Raw genomic sequence first — 16,654 nt, 5'->3', positions numbered from 1 at the left:
GTCTACGGGCTGGCACAATGGCGGGCATGGAAAAAACGAACGGCGCTGAAGTGCGCTTCATTCCCGTCCGCTCTACTCTCTACCCTTGGCTGGTCACCGTGTTTGTGGTGACCTTCCTGATTTCCAATATCAACGCCACCAAGGGCGTCCAGCTCGGCCCGCTGGTGACCGACGGTGCCTTCTTTCTATTCCCGCTGGCCTATATCGTCGGCGACGTGCTCTCCGAGTGCTATGGCTTTAAATCCACCCGGCGCGCGGTCTACATCGGCTTCGCGATGGCCATCTTGGCGGCCGTGTGCTTCTATATCGCCATTTGGCTGCCGGCGGCCGATTTCTATGAGGGCCAGGAGGCCTTCGCGGCCACGCTTGGCCTGATGCCGCAGATTCTGGCCGCCTCGCTAGCCGGCTATCTCGTGGGCCAGCTACTCAATGCCTGGACGCTGACTGCGATGAAGAAGCGCTCGGGCGAAAAGGGGCTTTTCGCGCGCCTTATCGCCTCTACCGTGGTGGGCGAATTCGGCGATACGCTGCTGTTTTGCGCCATCGCCGCGCCGGTAATCGGCGTGGATACGGTGGGTGGTTTCATCAACTACGTCATCGTGGGATTCGTGTGGAAGACCCTGATGGAAGCCGTCATGCTGCCGGTGACGGCCATGGTTATCTCGTGGGTTAAAAAGCGCGAGGACTACTTGCCTGCGTAGTAGCGGCCGAGGAATTCATCGCGGTAGGCCTCGTAGTAGCCGCCGTCGATGGCGGCGCGGATATTATCTACCAGGCGAATCATGAACTCCACGTTGTGGATGGTGCACAGCGTACCCGCAAGGAATTCCTTCGCCTTGAGCAGGTGCTGCAGGTAGGCGCGGGAATAGTTCTCGGATACGTAGCCGCCGAATTCCTCGTCGACGCCAGCGAAATCGCGCTTAAAGCGCGCATTGGTGAGGTTCATGCGGCCGTCGAGGGTGTAGACGCCGCCGCGGCGCGCCAAGCGGGTCGGCGCCACGCAGTCGAAGGTGTCGGCACCGGCCTCGACTGCGGTGAAAATATCATCCGGCTCGGAGATGCCGAGCAAGTGGCGCGGCTTGTCCTCGGGTAGCTCATCGCAGACCCAGCCAACGATGGTGCCCAGGTTTTCCTTCTCCAGCGCGCCGCCGATGCCAAAACCGCCAAAGCCGCGCTTGCCTTCCTCGCGGGCGGTGCGATCGAGGTCGAGCAGGCCGCGGGTGGCCTGGCGGCGCAGGTCCTCATACTGCGCGCCCTGAACGACGCCCCACAGGGACTGCTTCGGCCGATGGGTGCGCTCGCGAGTGAGGCGGTCGTGCTCATCCAGGCAGCGCTTAGCCCAGCGGTGCGTGCGCGCGACGGATTCTTCCTGGTAGGTACGCGTATCAACGAGCGTGGTCAGCTCGTCGAAGGCGAACATGATGTCTGCCCCCAGCCCGTGTTGGATCTGCATGGACTTCTCGGGGGTGAAACGGTGCTTGGAGCCGTCGATAACGGATTTGAAATCCACGCCGTCCTCGTCCACCTGCGCCATGCGCTCTTTCTTTGCCGCGCGGATGTCCTTATCGCTAAGTTCCGCGATATCCATCGCAAGGACCTTCTTGAAACCTACGCCCAGCGACATCACCTGGAAGCCGCCGGAGTCGGTATAGGTCGGGCCGTGCCAGTTTTCAAACTCCGCCACGCCGCCGGCCTCGTCCACAATGTCGTGGCCTGGCTGCAGGTAAAGGTGGTACGCATTCGACAAAATGGCTTGCGCGCCGGTGGAGCGAATCTGCTCCGGAGTCAGGGTCTTTACCGTGGCTTTAGTGGCCACCGGGATGAAGGCCGGGGTCTGAATATCGCCGTGTGGGGTGCGGATGACACCGCTGCGGCCGTGCTTGCCGGGACCTTCGGGCAGGCGCTTGCCGATGTCGAAGCTCAAGTCCATTTCTATTCTTCTTCCTTGTCTGCAGGGATAGGGGCTGGGGTGGCGTGTTTAGCTTCCCATTCTTCTTCCAGGGCGGTGCCTTCGATGTCCAGGGTGGGCAGAATCTTGGCCAGCCACTTTGGCATCCACCACGTCGCGCGGCCCATAAGGAACATGGTGGCGGGGACGAGGGTCATGCGGATAAAGAAGGCGTCGAAAAGCACGCCGGCGGCCAAGGCAAAGCCGAAGATCTGGATAAATGGCAGCGGCTGGTTAATAAACGCCACGAAGACCGAAATCATAATGATGGCTGCGGCCGTTACCACGCGGGCGCCTTGGGTAAAGCCGGTGATGGTGGCCTCGTCGACGGCGCTATAACGCCCGCCGGTGCCCTCCGGGTGGCGAGAAATGTGCTCGCGCATGCGGGTGACCAGGAAGACCTGGTAGTCCATCGCGAGGCCAAAGGTCACGCCGATGAGGAAGATGGGCATGAAGGAAATCAGCGGGCCCGGCGCGGGCACCAGGTTCCACAGGCCTTCCTGCCAGACCAGGACGGTCAGGCCGAAGGCGCCGCCGACGGACAGCAGGAAGCCCAAGCCCGCAACCAGCGGCACCAAGATGGAGCGGAAGACCAACAGCAGCAGCACAATGGCCAGACCCACGACGATGGCCAGGTACGGCACCATGGCTTCCTCGAGGCGCTCGGTGATATCGAGCTGCACGGCCGTCAGGCCGGTCAGGCCGATGTCGGTACCGGTGGCGTCCTCGATCTCGCCGGTGGCCGAGCGCAGCGCGTGCGCGACGTTCACCGTTGCAGCGTCCGTGGGCGCGGTTTCAGGGGTAACCATGATCTGTGCGGCGCGCTTGTCCTGGCTCAGGCCGACAATCTGCGCGTGCTTCACCCCGCCCAAGCCCTTGAGCTGGTCCGCGGTGTAGAGGAAGGACGCGAGCGCGGCCTTATCCTCTGCGGAGGTGTCTACCACCTCAGCGGCCGGGGCGATCTCCGGCTCGGCTGAGGGCTGGTCCCCCTGCGGCTGCTCAGGCATCTCCTCTTCGGGGGCAGCATTCTCGGCCGCATCCTGCTCGGGAGCGGGGGCTGGTTCGGGTTGGGACTGGGCGTCGACAAGCGGGGCCAAGGCGCCGGATTCCGCGTTGACCGTGTGGGCATCGACCACGGCGAGGAAAGGACCGTTGACGCCGGGGCCAAAGCCTTCGGACATGATGTCGGCGGCCTTGCGCTGGGTGGTATCGGGGTTCGACGTGGTATCGGCCGGAAGGGCAAGCTCCATCTGGAGTACCGGCGCGGTCATAGCCCCCAAGGAGAGCACGACCAGCGCCATAGCCAGGCCGGGCACCTTCTGGACTAAACGCACCCACCGGTTGCCCATGGTGGGCCCGCGGCGGCGCTTGCCCTTGCGGGTCGGGGTGCCGGCCACACCGGGGATTCGGCCATTGAAGGCCTTATCGCCCAGCAAGCCCAGCATCGCAGGGATGAGCGTGAGCGAGACCAACACGGCGATGGCGACGGTGCCGGCGGCGGCCAAGCCCATGGCCGTGAGGAAGCCAATGCGCGCAATGATGAGCGCGAAGAGCGCGGTAAAGACCGTCGCGCCGGCAAAGACCACGGAGGAGCCGGCCGTACCCACCGCCATGCCTGCGGCATCGGGCCCATCCATGCGGCGGCGCTCGGCGCGGTAGCGCGAAAGGATAAACAGTGCGTAGTCGATGCCCACAGCCAGGCCGATCATGATGGCCAGAACCGGGGTCATATTATTGAGCTCAATCCAGTGGGTGGCGATGAGCATGCTGAGCGCGCCGAGTCCCACGCCAATGACGGCGGAGACCAAAGGCATTCCCGAGGCCACCAGCGAGCCGAAGGTGAAAATGAGCACGAGGAAGGCGACGCCCAGGCCGATAATCTCGGAGGTGGAATTGACTGCGATCTCATCACCAAATCCGGCGCCATTGCCTTCGACGATAAGGCCGCGGTCGCGGGCGATATTCATCGCCTCCGTGACGGTGTCCTTATCTGCTTGCTCCACGCTATAAGGCGACTCGGCGTCAAAATTGAAGGTGGTATATGCGATGGTCTCATCGTCATTTACCATCGCGAGGTTATCCGCGTCAGCGCGGGCAGATGCTTCCGGCAGCCCCATATCCGTGAATTGGTGGATGACCTGATCTTGCAGACGGGGCGAGACCTCAAGCGGGTTGCCAAAGCGCGTGGTATCGCCCATCTTCAGGTTGTCTTCGAGGTAGGAGATGGTGGCGTCGATGGCCTCGCGGTTTGCTGGATCAGAAAGCTTCTGGCCATCTGGGGCCTTGAAGACCACGTTGACCGAGGGTGAATTGGCAGGGTTGCCGCCCTCTGGGAAGAGGTCCATGGTCTTATAGGTGGCGTCGATAGACGGGGTTCCCTTGATGGAGAACTCGCTCGTCATCGGTTTCATCAGCAAAGCGGCGGCACCGCCAACGGCGGCGAGCAGCAGCAGCCATGCCACGATGACCTTCCACTTATGGAGGAAAGACCAGCGCCCAAGACGATAAAGCAATGTAGCCACGGGTAGATGTACCTTCGCATTCACGTGGGGGACGGGGTGAACTTCGCCCTAGTGTAGTGGCCGCACCCTATAATCCCCTATCGCGAAGCCACCTGCGTCCCAGTTTTCACAGCTGGCGGCCAGCCGGGCCCCTCCCCCCGTGCCCCGCGGCCTAGCCGGGAAAAAGAAAATCCCGGCCTGCGCAAACAGACCGGGATCTCGGTGCGGTGGCGGCGGGATTTGAACCCGCGGTTGGGGGTTACCCAACAATCGCTTTCGAGGCGATCACCTTCGGCCGCTCGGACACGCCACCGCGTTCCAGATTACGGGAGTGCGCCCGAGCGACAAAATCGCTGCGCCAGCGGGGTGCCAGCGCAGCGATATGCAGAAATACGGATGAGGATTAGTCGTCCTTCAGGCCGCCGATAACCTCGTTAGCCTTGTCCTTGATACCCTCGGCAGCGTCGGACAGCTTGTCCTTAGCCTCGGAGGTGACCTGGTCGGCCTTGCCCTCGTTAGCTACGTCCTTGTTATCGGTAGCTTCGCCGTAGGCTTCCTTTGCCTTGCCTACGAGGCCATCCTTCTTGTTTTCCAAATCGCCCATAATCACTCCTTTGAGTAGACGGATAATGTATGAGCACCAGTGTACGCACTTTCAGCGCAGGTCGCCGAAGAAGTTTCTGAGCAACATCGCGCATTCCTCTTCCAGAACGCCGCCGCGAACCTGCGGGGCAAAGGGGGCGGTGGGGGCACGCAGGACATCGATAAGCGAGCCGCACGCGCCGGTCTTGGGTTCAAAAGCGCCGAAGACTACGGAAGAAACGCGCGCAGCCTGCAAAGCACCGGCGCACATGGCGCAGGGCTCTAGGGTGACGACAAGTTCGCAGCCGGAAAGGCGCCAGCCGTCTCCATAGACGCGCACTGCTTGGCGGATGGCCTCTACCTCGGCGTGGGCAGTGGGATCGGCGCGTTGCTCGCGGCGGTTTACTCCGGTGGCGAGTTCGGCTCCGGTGGCGTCAAAAAGCACCGCACCCACCGGTACATCGCCTGCCGGGGTGCACTTGGCGACGTCCAGGGCGCGGCGCATGCGGGCCTCTGCGCGCTGGAGGGGCTCAGGCGTTATCAATGACGTCTTCCAGTTCATCGCCGAAGCCGAGCTCGCCGGCGATGCGCAGCAACATATCAGAAGGCCAGTCTTCGTCATTGTCGATGATGTAGCCCACCTGATCCTCGGATAGGCCGAGATCGGCGAAGATATCGAAATCGCCCTCGCCATAAGGGTCGGCCTCTTCAGGGTCCACATCCGGGATTTCATGGTCGTTGATATCCATGAAATCGGCCGCAAAGTCATCATCAACGCCATAGGTGGCATCCGAAATGAGCATCTTCACCCCGCCCGGCACGGGGCGCACGGCGATGAAATAGGCATCCTCCACGCACAGCAGCGCGAACGCAGCGCCCTCAGAGCGCAGGCTGCGCACCGCATTGATGGAGGTCTGCGGATCCTCGAAGTCATCGTTGAAGCTGCGCACCAGCCACTGGCCCGTATTACGGGCGACGGTTACTGCGAAGGAGTAATTTTCGTTGCTCATACCTCGTGAGATTAGTCGTGTTGTGCCACAATTGTCACCGTGAGTTCTCAAGATGTTCAACGCCCTATCTGCATTATTGGCCTCGGCCTCATCGGCGGCTCTTTGCTGCGCGATCTAGCCGGATATAAACACCCCGTTTTTGGATATAACCACTCCACTTCTGGCGCCCGCACTGCAGTAAAGCAGGGCTTTGACGTCACCGATGATCTTCCCGCTATTTTGACCCGCGCGGAAGCCGAAGATGCGCTCATCGTCATCGCTGTTCCCATGACCGCAGTGGGCGAGGTCCTCGATGCCATCCAGGAGCACGCGCCTAGCTGCGGCATTACAGATGTGGTTTCCGTAAAGACCGCGGTGCGCCAGCAGGTCCTCGAACGCGGCATGGAATCGCGCTACGTGGGCGGGCACCCGATGGCGGGCACCTCCAAATCCGGTTGGGATAACTCCCAGCGGGATCTCTTCCGCCGTGCGGCGTGGGGCATCACTTATGACTATGCCGCCGAGTGCGAGGCGCGTGGGGAAAAGATTCCTAAGCAGTGGATTGAGACCTTTACCGAGGTTGTACGCATGACGCAGATGGTGCACGCGGAGGCGGTTCCTATCCGCGTGGCTAACCACGATGCAGCGGTGGCGCGCATTTCCCACCTGCCGCATGTCTTCGCCGAAATTCTCGCTGTAGTGGGCGATAACGGCGGAATCTTGGCGCAGTCCCTGTCTGCCGGTTCTTTCAAGGACGCGACGCGCGTGGCCGGTACGCAGCCGGAGCTAGTGCAGCAGATGTGCGAAACCAATGCCCCGGCGTTGGTGGAGGCTTTGGACGAGGCCTTGGATCTGCTTCGCGACGCCCGCGAGAAGCTCGACTCCCCCGAGCCTTCCATCGCCGAGCTTTCCGACGCCGGTTATCGCGCCCGCACCCGTATCGATGCCCGTTCTGGCGCGCGCAAGGAATCGGTCTCCCCGGTCAAGATTTCTTCCCGCCCGGTGCTGCGCCTACACCCAGGCGGCCCGAATTGGGTGGCGCAGCTGCGCCAGTCCGAGTCCCTGGGTGGGCGCATCGAGATTTTCTAGCGCTTGCGACCCCGTAGGCCGGGAATGCGGGATACTACCGCGGCGGCAATAAGACCTAGCACTGCTATTTCGGCATAAAGCCAAGCGTGGTCGGCGCTGGTCTGCGGGGTTTTCGGCGGTTCGGGAGTGGTTTCCGCGGTGAGAATCGCTTCCTTATCGCGTCCGCTTACCACTCCCTCGATCCAGTCCTTGGTGCCGGCCAGCGTGGTAATAGCCGCGCTAGGTGAAGGCAGGTCTGGGTCCCCGTTCGCGGTGCCCGCCGTGGCGAGTCCGGCGAGTTTACCGTCGACAAAGAAGGGGCCGCCGGAGTCACCGCCTTGCATACCGGCTCGGCCGGTGGAGTGAACATCAAGGATGGCGCTTTCGATAAGCGGCATCGGGCCATCGGGCGCCCCGCTCGGCATCGCCCCACCCGGCATCGCCTCGCCGGCTGGCACGCTTTCTGTACCCTCCGGTGCTTTAAGCCCCGGCATAGCCTCGGCCGCGGGAACGCTTTCTCCGCCATCGGTATCCTCACCGGTGCTCGCGGCAGCGTCCGCGCCGGCAGGTCCGGCGGGGCTACCGCCGAGGAGCTCGGCCACCTCCATTTCCGCTTGGGGCAGCTGACCGCGGCGCGCCATAGAAGAACTACTGCTCCAGCCGTAGAGTGTGCCGCGTTTGCCCGGTTCCGGAACTTGGGTGGAAATCTCTGCGGGCTTTGTATCGGTGACAGGGGCGGTGAGGTGGAGAAGGGCGGCGTCGGAAAGCGGGGACAGTGCCCAGGAATCAGTGTCGTAGGTGGTTCCGTTAATGCGGGCCTGGGTGCCCGTGTTATTCACAGACTCGAGGCAGTGACGTGCGGTGAGCACCCATTGGACGGCCACGAGAGTACCGGTACAATCACCGAAACTACCCACGCGTCCTATCTTGAGTTGAGCGACGGTGCGGGCCTCCGGGGAGTCCGTTGCTGGATCACCGTGTTCGAGCGCAGTGGCCGGGGCGGCAGTCAGTGCAACGATGCTGGCGGCGAGCAAGGCGGGGAAAATTTTGTGCTGCATGATTAGTCCTTCTTTCCGGCAGGAACGGCGATGGCAATAGCTTTGGCGACGGCCCATTCGGCCGGCCCCTTCCCTATCAGGCGGCGCCACAGGGTTGCGATAACGAGGAAGAGGGCAATGAAGGCACAGGCCCAGGCGGTGTTGTGCAGGGCGATGTGGCTTTGCCAGTAGTAGGCGGTGAGCACGTGCAAGATGTAGATGCTCAGCGACATCGCACCCAGCGCAGCAAAGGGATAGACCAGCTTGGGCGCAGCTCGACCAGCAAGCAGGCAGAGGTGTAGGACGACTGCAGCGACGGCAATGGACAGCATGATCTCACCCACGACGCCGGTGTGGCCGGTAAAACGTAGCCAGCCAGGAATGTCCGTAGTAAAGCGGAAGTAAAAACCGATAGCGGCAACGATGCCGGCTATCGCAGTGGAAACCCACTGCGCAGCTGCGCGTTGCTTGCGAATATAGATTTCATAGAGCAGCATGCCGGCGAGGAAATATGCGATATAGGCCAGCAGTGGGTAGACCTGCGGTAGGGTCAGCGGAGCGTATTTCACGGTCGCGGCTACGGTGGCGGCAGCGAATAGGATTAGCTTCCAGGCCCAGTGCAACGGGGGAACCCAGCACAGCAACATCATGGTGATGCCAATTACTACTAGGACGACCTGAATCTCACCTCCAAGGGGCAGTAGAGCGAGGCCGATGAGTGTAATTATGCAGCCGCGGGCGAGGATGCGCAGAAGCGTCGTCACCGTGAAATTGCGGGCAATAATCATCAATGTGATGCCCGCCAAAATGGCAAAAAGCGCGGCGGGCAGGCCGTTGAGAATGACTTTGGTATGCCACACGAGGGAGGCCATGTGCAGGACTATCATGCCAATAATGGCAAGTGAACGGGCTATATCAAGCCCAACGATGCGCGAAGATGCGGACACCGAGCGTTCTCCTTCAAGACAGAGGGGAGCGCGTTGCCGCAGTCCCCTTATTAATAAAGACTTTCTTTTTCTACTAAGCCTGTTTGGAAGGTTGCTGTGAACGTTTTATACGTGTCCTGCATTTTATAAAGGGATTACTTAAGACTTTTTACTGCAGCGAAAATCCGCCTAATCGCGGAAGTTATCATCGCGATATTTGCGCGACCGAGAGGGATCAGCAGCAAGCTTGAGAAGCGGGGCGCATATTAGACTAAGCCAACTCCGCCCAGAAGGAGCCACAGGCTCCCAGAACCGAGCCATAGTGCGAGGCCAAGGACAATGCCAGCAATGAGCCCCGGCAGCAATGAGGAAGACTTCATAGACGGGCACCTGCGAAATAGATTAGATACAAGAAAAGCCGCCCGAAGGCGGCTTATTTTGTGCGCCCGGAGGGATTCGAACCCCCAACCTTCTGATCCGTAGTCAGATGCTCTATCCGTTGAGCTACGGGCGCAGACCGTTGGTAAGCAGTGCGTGTGCTCTGCTGTGCAACGAGAAATAACTATACCCACGGTCTGGGAAACTACCAAATCCCCAGTTCACTTGGTGTTTACCCACGAGAAGCAGGAAGGCTTTAGGAAGGAATGAGGGCGGCAACTTCGGCGTCGGAAAGCAGGGCGTCCCGGAAAGCTTGCAGGGTGGCCTCGTGGTCGAAGTCAATGCCGATGAGAACAATTTCAGCACCAGGGGTCACGCCATTGGCCGCCCAGAGGGACGCGGGCATGATCTGGAGGTTCGGGCCGGCTTGCTGCCAGGCGTGCGCAACGCGCAGATCGGTATCGATCCAGCAATAACCCTTGGAACGCACCAGACCGGTGCTGGCCCGCAGGGCGGCAAGTAAGCGCTCGCGGTTAAAGGGCCGATCCGCACGAAAGACCACCGAGGAGATGCCATATTCCTCGGTCTCGGGAGTATGTGGGTTGGCCAGTTCTTCGGCGTAGCCGTGATAGGCGGCAGCGGTAGCTGTGTCATACAAGTGGGCATCGAGGACGAGTCGCGGGTCGATGACACCGTTGGTAACAATCACGACGCGGGCACGGGGGTTCATGGCGCGCACGGTAGCGATGACCCGTTCGGTTTCGGCAGCATCAACCAAATCAGTCTTGGTGATGAGGATAAGGTCAGCAAACTCAACTTGGTCCACTAGGAGGTCAGCCACGGTGCGGTCGTCGCCAGGCGTGGCTTCGATGTTCTGGGACGCGAGACTCTTGCCGCGGCGTAAGTGCGTCAGGAAGGTCGAGGCGTCAACGAGGGAAACCATGGTGTCGATAGACGCGGCTTCGGCAAGCGTCGTGCCATCCTCAAACTCCCACTCAAAGGTGGCCGCAACGGGCATGGGTTCGGAAATGCCAGTGGACTCGATGACAATCTGATCGAAGCGGCCGGAGCGGGCGAGTTTGCCCACGGATTCGATGAGATCCTCGCGCAAGGTGCAGCAGATGCAGCCATTGGATAGCTCGACAAAGCGATCCTCGCCGCACTCAAGGTGGCCCTCGCCGGCAACGAGGGCGGCGTCAATATTGACCTCGGAGAAGTCATTGACAATGACGGCCAGCTTGCGCCCTTCGCGGTTGGCCAGCAGATGGTTTAAGAGCGTGGTTTTTCCGCTGCCTAAAAATCCGGACAGCACGGTAACGAGTGTAGCCATTCCCTAATGATAACGTTTTTCATTAGGGAATGGCTACGTCCCTAGATGGAGAGGCCGAAGATAGGCACTGCCAGCAGATACACCGTAAGGGTAATGAGGAAGATGCCGATGATATTGAGTCCGAGACCGCCCTTGATCATCTCGCCAATCTTGACGTAGCCAGAACCATAGGCAATGGCGTTCGGCGGGGTAGCCACGGGGAGCATAAATGCACAGGTTGCCGCGAGCGCCACTGGGATGGTGAGCAGAAGAACGTTGATATCTCCCTCCGCGGTCAGGCCAACCCCCACGGCAACGCCGCCCATGATTGGAATGAAGGTGGCAGCCGTTGCGGTATTAGAGGTGATCTCAGTCAGGAAGAGCACCAGTGCGGCTACGGCGGCGACGATAAGGACAACTGGGAGGACGCTCAGTCCCTTAGCCATCTCACCGATCCACAAAGACAGTCCGGAAGAATTAAAGACCGAGGACAGCGACAGGCCGCCACCGAAGAGCAAGAGAACGTCCCACGGCATCTCATTGGCAGTCTTCCAGTCGAGCAGACGAGTGCGGCGCTGATTATCCGCCGGAAGAATAAAGAGCACGATGCCGGCAGCGATACCCACGATGGCATCGTCATAGTTCTCAAATTCCTTAAGCACCAGCGGCAGGATTACCCACGCTGCGGCGGCCAGAACAAAGATGACGCCGGTCATAATCTGGGGACGGGTCCAAGGGCCGAGAGCCTTAATTTCATCGTCGATAAGCTCGCGGCCGCCCGGAATATCCTTCATCTCTGGCTTGAAAATGGTGATAAGTAGTGCCCAAGCAATCAGCAGGAAGATCACGGCGAGCGGCACACCGACCGCCATCCATCGACCAAAGCCAAGGGTAACGCCCCAGGTATCGGCCATATACGCGTTCAGGAAGGCATTCGGCGGGGTGCCGATGAGCGTGCCCAGCGAACCAATGGACGCGGAATAGGCAATGCCCAGCATGAGGGCCGTGGCAAATTTCTTTTGCTTCTCCCAGCCACCTACGGTCTCTGCGGTCAGCGCGAGCACCGAGGTGCCAATAGGCAGCATCACCACGGCCGTAGCCGTATTAGAAACCCACATGGACAAAAATCCGGTGGCCAGCATAAAGCCCAAGATGAGGCGCTTGGGAGAGGTACCAATCACCTTCACCACATAGAGGGCCAAGCGGCGGTGCAGGTTCCAGCGCTGCAGGGACAGCGCGATAAGGAAGCCACCCATGAACAAGAAAATGGTGGCGGAGGCATACGGGGCGCCTACCTCCTTGATTGATCCGACGCCAGCTAGTGGGAAAATAACCAACGGAAGCAGCGCGGTGGCAGCGAGCGGAATAGCTTCAGTCATCCACCACACGCCCATAAGGATCGTCACCGCTGCAACAGCGCGGATGGCACCAAGCGTGTACTCGGCTTCCGGATCTGCGCCAGAGGAGCCTTGGACTGTCTCGATGGCATTGGAGGGGAAGATAAAGAAGACAAGTACCGCCAATGCCAAGCCCACGAAGAGGCCAATAAACTGCCGGCGCCATTCGCCGCGTGGGACTTTAGGGGCTTCGTCACCTTCGGTGTGGGCGGTGGATTCGTGAGTATGCGGGGTGGTCATACCGCGCGCTCCTTCACTAAGAGAGGACTGTGCTGAGGGATATGCTCCGCACTTCCCAGGTTATTAGCTGGCCTAGACAGCAAATAGAAAGTTATCTAATTCACTGCGAAGCATGCACTGACCATACAAAACATGTGACGCAGAAACCATATCCCGTCACAATAAACCACCCCCGCACCCCCGAATAGCACACACCGCACCTGCCTAAAACCAGAAATGGCTCCACCACTCCTCCACCCGCGATCGATGAAGGATGGGTTAAATGCCCAGGACGGTCTTAGCAATGAGGAAGTAAATAATGAGGCCCGTAGCATCACAGAAGGTAGAGATAAACGGGTTAGAAAAGACCGCCGGATCGGCACCGATGGTCTTAGCCACGATGGGCATCAGCCCGCCTACGGTCGCAGAAATCGAGCAAATCAAAAACAGCGTCGAACCGATGACCAGGCCGATGCTCATGCCATAAACCAGCGTAGCCAGGCCCAGTCCCGCCAAGCCGAGCACGGCACCTAGCAACATGCCGACGCGTAGCTCGCGCCACAAAACGGCCACGAGATCGCGGGTGCGGACATCGCCCAGCGCCAAAGCACGGGTCACCGTGGTGGCAGCCTGATTGCCGGTATTGCCACCGGTGCCGGTCAGCAGCGGGATAAATAGTGAGAGAACCACGGCCTTGGCCAGCGTGCCTTCAAAGGAGTCCAATACTTGCACAGTCAACAGCGCAGAAACTGCCAGTACGAGCAGCCATACGATGCGCGAGCGCACCAGCTTGAGTAAAGGCGTGGATAGGTACGGCTGTTGAAGGGCCTCGGTACCGCCAGCACGAGCGGAGTCCTCGCTATCTTCTTCCTCCACAATGTCCGTAGCGTCATCCCACGTCAGCAGACCAACCAAGCGGTGCGAATCATCCACGATAGGCAGTGCAAGAATGTCCAATGGGAGGAACCAACGCGCGGTTTCTTCCGCGTCAGCACTAGCACGGGCAAAAATGGGGTCGTGCATAATATCGGCCATGGTCAGCGCGGCATCAGCGGTGAAGATTTCGCGCAAGCTCACCACTCCCACAAGACGCCTATCCTCGCGGGTAATGGGCACGGTGTAGATAGTTTCCAGCTCATGTGCGGTCTCCCGCAGTTTAAACAGTGCGTCCCTAACGCTCATGTCCGGGTGGATTCCAGGCACCTCGGGGGACATTCGGCGCCCCACCGATCCCTTGACATAGCCCAACACCACGCCCGTGACATCGCGCTTGGATTGAGTCAGTGAGCGCAGCAGCCGGTCCGCAATCTCCGCAGGCAGCTCATCCAGCAAAGCCACGCGGTCTTCCGGATCAAGCTCGTCGAAGAACTCATAGACATCAGCATTGCCCAGCTCATCGATGATATCGGCCTGATGCTTTGCATCGAGGGCATCAAAGACGACGATTGATTTCTGGCGCGGCAGCAAGCGCAGGGCCAAAGCCGACCGGACGGCATTTTGCCGCTCGACGACGGCGATGAGTTCCTGCAGGGGCACCCTCTCCAGGAGTTCCTGGAGGCGCGGGGCCTTGGTGGGGTCAATGGCGTCTTCTTGCTTGAGCCATGCCTCGACAATATCGCTAGCCCGCTCGGTGGTCTCCGCCATGGCCTACCCGCCTTTCCAGCCCCAGGTTATTGACTTCAGCCTTCTTAGACTACGCCATTTTCCCAGAAAATCCGCCAGAGATCCTCCCTGGCCGCATGACGACGCCCAGAAGCCACCTCAATGACGACACCGGGATGACTACAGGAATAGACCCCACAGGGCGAAGGCTGCCAGCAAAGACACCAGACCGGCAGTACTGGCCAAAATGATTGCATGCGGAAGGGGAGCCTGGGAAGACAGGGCGACGTCGACAAGCGAGGCACGTTGCCACACCGCCAAGACCAGCGCCAGCACCCCGGCGGCAAGGAGGACGAGCGGCAAGAAGACGTGCACACTCACCGCCCGCATCACGCCTAGCAACACTAAGGAAAGCGCCAAAAGGGTGCGCTGCCAAGACAGGCGCGTGCGCTCTGGTTGCAGACCAGGATCAAAGGGCTGGTTAGACAAGGAACTCGCCTACCAAAAGCGCACCAGCCACCACCACGATTACAGCAACAAGGACCGGAAGGCCGAAACTAAATGGTAGCGATCGATTCTCTCGCATTGCGCGCTCTGATTGCTTCCAATGCCCCCACGCCACCACGGGCAAGATTATGGCGACTATCAGCATGAAGACCGATACCGCGGCACGCAGGGTGCCTGGCAGCGGAACGTCAAAGGCCTCAAGTGCTACTCCGCCAGCAATCAACGCCAGGGAAGTGCGAATCCACGCCAGGAACGTGCGCTCATTAGCGAGCGTGAAACGCGGATCAGGGTCGGTGCCAACTGCAAACACCGAACGGGGAAACCTCGAGTCACTCATGGGCACCACTTTATATTCATTTGTCTCTTGCGTCGCGACAAGCCCACGCAACGCTTCGCCTTTCCGTAGCCTCATAGGCACAGGCCAGCCCCCTGAGCCAAGGAGCATCCATCCCCTATGAACCTGCGCTTGTGCAACTACGTGCCATCCTCCCCGCACGAGGACGAGTTTTTCAGCAAAGAGAACATCAAGCGCGTCAGCACCCCAAATACCCGCCCCGATGCCACCGGCTTGCGCGAGACCGTTTTTAACAACGGCCCGTGCCCCTCCAAGAACCATACGAAATTCGACTTCCTCTTCCAGCTCTTCCATATGGGTAGCATCGTAATTCTGGGATTCTTCCCCTTTGCTCTTACCGGGCTCGATTTCCGCATCGCCTTGCTCATCAGCCTGTCCATCATCGCATTCGGCATTTCCAAGCCCGTTCGCTGGCTGGCCTCGACCCACAATGAGCGCACTCTGCTCCGCACAGCGTGGGCCAATAACTGGCTCGAGTTTTATCCCGTGCTGGTGGGAAACTTCTACCACTGTGATACCAAGGAAGAAAAGAACCCTGTAGGCGATGACCACTATTACTTCCACCGGGCGCGCATCATGGTGTTCTTTCCTGATGGCTCCACGGAAGTACTACCAGAGCTCGCAACCGTGAAAGCTGTCGACTATCCGCCTGAATTGATGAGGTCAGATGGCACTGCCATTGCGGAAAACCCCGACGATCTGCGTGTGAGCCCCAGCGTTAATAATGGCTGGACACTACTTGCCGTGCTCGCCGGTGACCCGGTATCCGCCGGTACTCCCGACATCGGCTTGAAAGAGCAACAAATAGAAGCAGCGCTTGCCCAAGTGGAGCGCGAGTGGGCACCCGGCATTCTGAACTAACCCGCCGCAGCGAGTTATAGTCGGGCCCATGATTGAAGTTGCCGCCGTAGTTTTCCGTAATTCCTTTGGCCATGTCCTCACCGTGCGCAAGGATTCGTCCACCAAGTTCCAGTTACCTGGCGGCAAGCTTGAGGCTGGCGAAACCCCCGCACAGGCCGCAGCCCGCGAGGTCGCAGAGGAAATCGGTGTGGAGGTCCGCCTCCCGGAGCTTTCCCCGCTCGGCACCTTCGACGCGCCGGCCGCCAACGAACCCGGCGAAACCGTGCGCGGCCACATCTTTACCTATCCTCGCCCAATCCTTGCCCGCGCAGCCGCAGAGATTGCGGAAGTCGCATGGGTAGACCCCACCAACCCAAATCGCGAGCTCGCCCACCTACTGCGCGACGAGGTCTTTCCTGCCCTAGAATCCTAAGGCCCTGCTTGATCCCTTAAGAATTTCCTATTGCAGCTCCTGGGAGGGCAACCTAGAGTTATTTTCATCAGAATTGAGTGATGAAAGGACTGACCCCCATGCCGCAGCAATCCACACTGGGACCTATCGTGACGATTACTTTCCTCGTCCTAGGAGTCATTAGCTCTGTTATCGCCATTCTCATGGTGCCTGCCCTCTTCCACGAGGTCACTTCCCTGCGCGCTGCGGCTTTTACCGGAAGCTTCATCTTCGGCACCGGCATGCTCACGCTCTTCCGCCGCTGCGCCAAGTACCAGCGCAAATAGCAGATTTCTCCGCTTCACGGCGCCGGCGAGAATAAAACCCGAATAAAAAATCCCGAGCACACTCGCTCGGGATTAATTGGCGGAGATGAGAGGATTCGAACCTCCGGACCCCAGAAGGGTCAACTCCTTAGCAGGGAGCCCCATTCGGCCGCTCTGGCACATCTCCACGGTTCACAAGGAACCTCGTTTGAGAATACCTGCCTACCCCGTCGCTGCCAAACTAGCCCCCTGCTTTCGCTCCCGTAGCAAAGGCGCAGG

At 60.0% G+C, this 16,654-nt stretch carries 17 protein-coding genes and 3 tRNA genes; 5 read left to right on the top strand and 15 right to left on the bottom strand.

The window, feature by feature from the left end; all coding sequences use genetic code 11:
* The first annotated feature begins 26 nt into the window (after positions 1–26).
* The gene (locus ACLI1M_RS00975; RefSeq protein ID WP_369707467.1) at positions 27–701 is read left to right on the top strand and encodes a queuosine precursor transporter; all 675 of its coding nucleotides are present in this window, start codon (positions 27–29) and stop codon (positions 699–701) included.
* Here ACLI1M_RS00975 and tgt read toward each other — a convergent pair.
* The 6 genes from tgt to ACLI1M_RS00945 form a co-directional block, all read right to left on the bottom strand.
* Complete coding sequence (gene tgt, locus ACLI1M_RS00970; protein ID WP_248099266.1) at positions 686–1,930, bottom strand: tRNA guanosine(34) transglycosylase Tgt; 1,245 nt, start codon at positions 1,928–1,930, stop codon at positions 686–688. The genes ACLI1M_RS00975 and tgt overlap by 16 nt on opposite strands.
* Before the next feature lie 2 nt (positions 1,931–1,932).
* Positions 1,933–4,470, bottom strand: coding sequence for an MMPL family transporter (locus ACLI1M_RS00965; protein ID WP_248099268.1), 2,538 nt, complete (start codon positions 4,468–4,470; stop codon positions 1,933–1,935).
* A 204-nt stretch (positions 4,471–4,674) separates the two neighbouring features.
* A tRNA-Ser gene (locus ACLI1M_RS00960) sits at positions 4,675–4,762 on the bottom strand.
* A gap of 90 nt (positions 4,763–4,852) precedes the next feature.
* A complete protein-coding gene (locus ACLI1M_RS00955; protein ID WP_005323174.1) occupies positions 4,853–5,053 on the bottom strand; it encodes a CsbD family protein in 201 nt (66 codons plus the stop codon).
* A 51-nt stretch (positions 5,054–5,104) separates the two neighbouring features.
* Positions 5,105–5,536, bottom strand: a complete 432-nt coding sequence (locus ACLI1M_RS00950) for a nucleoside deaminase (RefSeq protein ID WP_200289076.1) — start codon at positions 5,534–5,536, stop codon at positions 5,105–5,107.
* Positions 5,537–5,561: 25 nt separating this feature from the next.
* A complete protein-coding gene (locus ACLI1M_RS00945) occupies positions 5,562–6,041 on the bottom strand; it encodes a tRNA adenosine deaminase-associated protein (RefSeq protein WP_239207824.1) in 480 nt (159 codons plus the stop codon).
* A gap of 39 nt (positions 6,042–6,080) precedes the next feature.
* Between ACLI1M_RS00945 and ACLI1M_RS00940 the strand changes: the two genes are divergently transcribed.
* The gene (locus tag ACLI1M_RS00940) at positions 6,081–7,109 is read left to right on the top strand and encodes a prephenate dehydrogenase (RefSeq protein WP_248099271.1); all 1,029 of its coding nucleotides are present in this window, start codon (positions 6,081–6,083) and stop codon (positions 7,107–7,109) included.
* Here the strand turns inward: ACLI1M_RS00940 and ACLI1M_RS00935 are convergent.
* From ACLI1M_RS00935 to ACLI1M_RS00900, 8 genes are all read right to left on the bottom strand, one after another.
* Positions 7,106–8,146 (bottom strand): trypsin-like serine protease, encoded by a 1,041-nt coding sequence (locus tag ACLI1M_RS00935; protein ID WP_248099273.1) that lies wholly within the window; start codon positions 8,144–8,146, stop codon positions 7,106–7,108. The two genes, ACLI1M_RS00940 and ACLI1M_RS00935, sit on opposite strands and share 4 nt — an antisense overlap.
* Positions 8,147–8,148: 2 nt before the next feature.
* Positions 8,149–9,072, bottom strand: coding sequence for a DUF418 domain-containing protein (locus tag ACLI1M_RS00930; RefSeq protein WP_248099276.1), 924 nt, complete (start codon positions 9,070–9,072; stop codon positions 8,149–8,151).
* A 420-nt stretch (positions 9,073–9,492) separates the two neighbouring features.
* Positions 9,493–9,565: transfer RNA gene (locus ACLI1M_RS00925), tRNA-Arg, on the bottom strand.
* A gap of 120 nt (positions 9,566–9,685) precedes the next feature.
* Entirely contained in the window at positions 9,686–10,759 is a 1,074-nt protein-coding gene (locus tag ACLI1M_RS00920) for a GTP-binding protein (RefSeq protein WP_411706615.1), read from the bottom strand.
* A 41-nt stretch (positions 10,760–10,800) separates the two neighbouring features.
* On the bottom strand, positions 10,801–12,375 hold the full coding sequence (locus tag ACLI1M_RS00915) for an SLC13 family permease (RefSeq protein ID WP_086588616.1): 1,575 nt from the start codon (positions 12,373–12,375) through the stop codon (positions 10,801–10,803).
* 258 nt (positions 12,376–12,633) lie between these two features.
* Entirely contained in the window at positions 12,634–13,998 is a 1,365-nt protein-coding gene (gene mgtE / locus ACLI1M_RS00910) for a magnesium transporter (RefSeq protein ID WP_023020367.1), read from the bottom strand.
* A gap of 138 nt (positions 13,999–14,136) precedes the next feature.
* Positions 14,137–14,445 (bottom strand): DUF202 domain-containing protein, encoded by a 309-nt coding sequence (locus ACLI1M_RS00905; RefSeq protein WP_200288386.1) that lies wholly within the window; start codon positions 14,443–14,445, stop codon positions 14,137–14,139.
* The gene (locus ACLI1M_RS00900; protein WP_049359000.1) at positions 14,438–14,800 is read right to left on the bottom strand and encodes a YidH family protein; all 363 of its coding nucleotides are present in this window, start codon (positions 14,798–14,800) and stop codon (positions 14,438–14,440) included. Before ACLI1M_RS00900 ends, ACLI1M_RS00905 begins: the two co-directional genes overlap by 8 nt.
* 117 nt (positions 14,801–14,917) lie before the next feature.
* Here ACLI1M_RS00900 and ACLI1M_RS00895 point away from each other — a divergent pair, with 117 nt between their 5' ends.
* The 3 genes from ACLI1M_RS00895 (at position 14,918) to ACLI1M_RS00885 (ending at position 16,396) form a co-directional block, all read left to right on the top strand.
* Positions 14,918–15,679, top strand: a complete 762-nt coding sequence (locus ACLI1M_RS00895; protein WP_248099281.1) for a hypothetical protein — start codon at positions 14,918–14,920, stop codon at positions 15,677–15,679.
* Positions 15,680–15,707: 28 nt separating this feature from the next.
* Positions 15,708–16,091, top strand: a complete 384-nt coding sequence (locus ACLI1M_RS00890; RefSeq protein WP_239207816.1) for an NUDIX hydrolase — start codon at positions 15,708–15,710, stop codon at positions 16,089–16,091.
* 80 nt (positions 16,092–16,171) lie between these two features.
* Entirely contained in the window at positions 16,172–16,396 is a 225-nt protein-coding gene (locus tag ACLI1M_RS00885) for a hemolysin III family channel protein (protein WP_239207815.1), read from the top strand.
* Positions 16,397–16,473: 77 nt separating this feature from the next.
* On the opposite strand, the gene ACLI1M_RS00880 is transcribed toward ACLI1M_RS00885, so the two are convergent.
* Positions 16,474–16,562 (bottom strand) — tRNA-Ser (locus ACLI1M_RS00880).
* Positions 16,563–16,654 lie beyond the last annotated feature (92 nt).

Source organism: Corynebacterium sp. LaCa54 (genome assembly GCF_046717495.1).
In the GTDB taxonomy this organism is placed as follows: domain Bacteria; phylum Actinomycetota; class Actinomycetes; order Mycobacteriales; family Mycobacteriaceae; genus Corynebacterium; species Corynebacterium kefirresidentii.
The sequence above is the reverse complement of the archived record's forward strand: the minus strand, read 5'-3'. Positions and strand labels throughout refer to the sequence as shown.

Excerpts from the sequence above, each read along its gene's own strand:
- ACLI1M_RS00915 (WP_086588616.1), bottom strand. The coding sequence starts at position 12,375 with ATGACCACCCCGCATACTCACGAATCCACCGCCCACACCGAAGGTGAC.
- ACLI1M_RS00935 (WP_248099273.1), bottom strand. The coding sequence starts at position 8,146 with ATGCAGCACAAAATTTTCCCCGCCTTGCTCGCCGCCAGCATCGTTGCA.
- tgt (WP_248099266.1), bottom strand. The coding sequence starts at position 1,930 with ATGGACTTGAGCTTCGACATCGGCAAGCGCCTGCCCGAAGGTCCCGGC.
- ACLI1M_RS00895 (WP_248099281.1), top strand. The coding sequence starts at position 14,918 with ATGAACCTGCGCTTGTGCAACTACGTGCCATCCTCCCCGCACGAGGAC.
- ACLI1M_RS00975 (WP_369707467.1), top strand. The coding sequence starts at position 27 with ATGGAAAAAACGAACGGCGCTGAAGTGCGCTTCATTCCCGTCCGCTCT.
- ACLI1M_RS00945 (WP_239207824.1), bottom strand. The coding sequence starts at position 6,041 with ATGAGCAACGAAAATTACTCCTTCGCAGTAACCGTCGCCCGTAATACG.
- ACLI1M_RS00885 (WP_239207815.1), top strand. The coding sequence starts at position 16,172 with ATGAAAGGACTGACCCCCATGCCGCAGCAATCCACACTGGGACCTATC.
- ACLI1M_RS00920 (WP_411706615.1), bottom strand. The coding sequence starts at position 10,759 with ATGGCTACACTCGTTACCGTGCTGTCCGGATTTTTAGGCAGCGGAAAA.
- ACLI1M_RS00950 (WP_200289076.1), bottom strand. The coding sequence starts at position 5,536 with ATGCGCCGCGCCCTGGACGTCGCCAAGTGCACCCCGGCAGGCGATGTA.
- ACLI1M_RS00890 (WP_239207816.1), top strand. The coding sequence starts at position 15,708 with ATGATTGAAGTTGCCGCCGTAGTTTTCCGTAATTCCTTTGGCCATGTC.
- ACLI1M_RS00900 (WP_049359000.1), bottom strand. The coding sequence starts at position 14,800 with ATGAGTGACTCGAGGTTTCCCCGTTCGGTGTTTGCAGTTGGCACCGAC.
- mgtE (WP_023020367.1), bottom strand. The coding sequence starts at position 13,998 with ATGGCGGAGACCACCGAGCGGGCTAGCGATATTGTCGAGGCATGGCTC.
- ACLI1M_RS00955 (WP_005323174.1), bottom strand. The coding sequence starts at position 5,053 with ATGGGCGATTTGGAAAACAAGAAGGATGGCCTCGTAGGCAAGGCAAAG.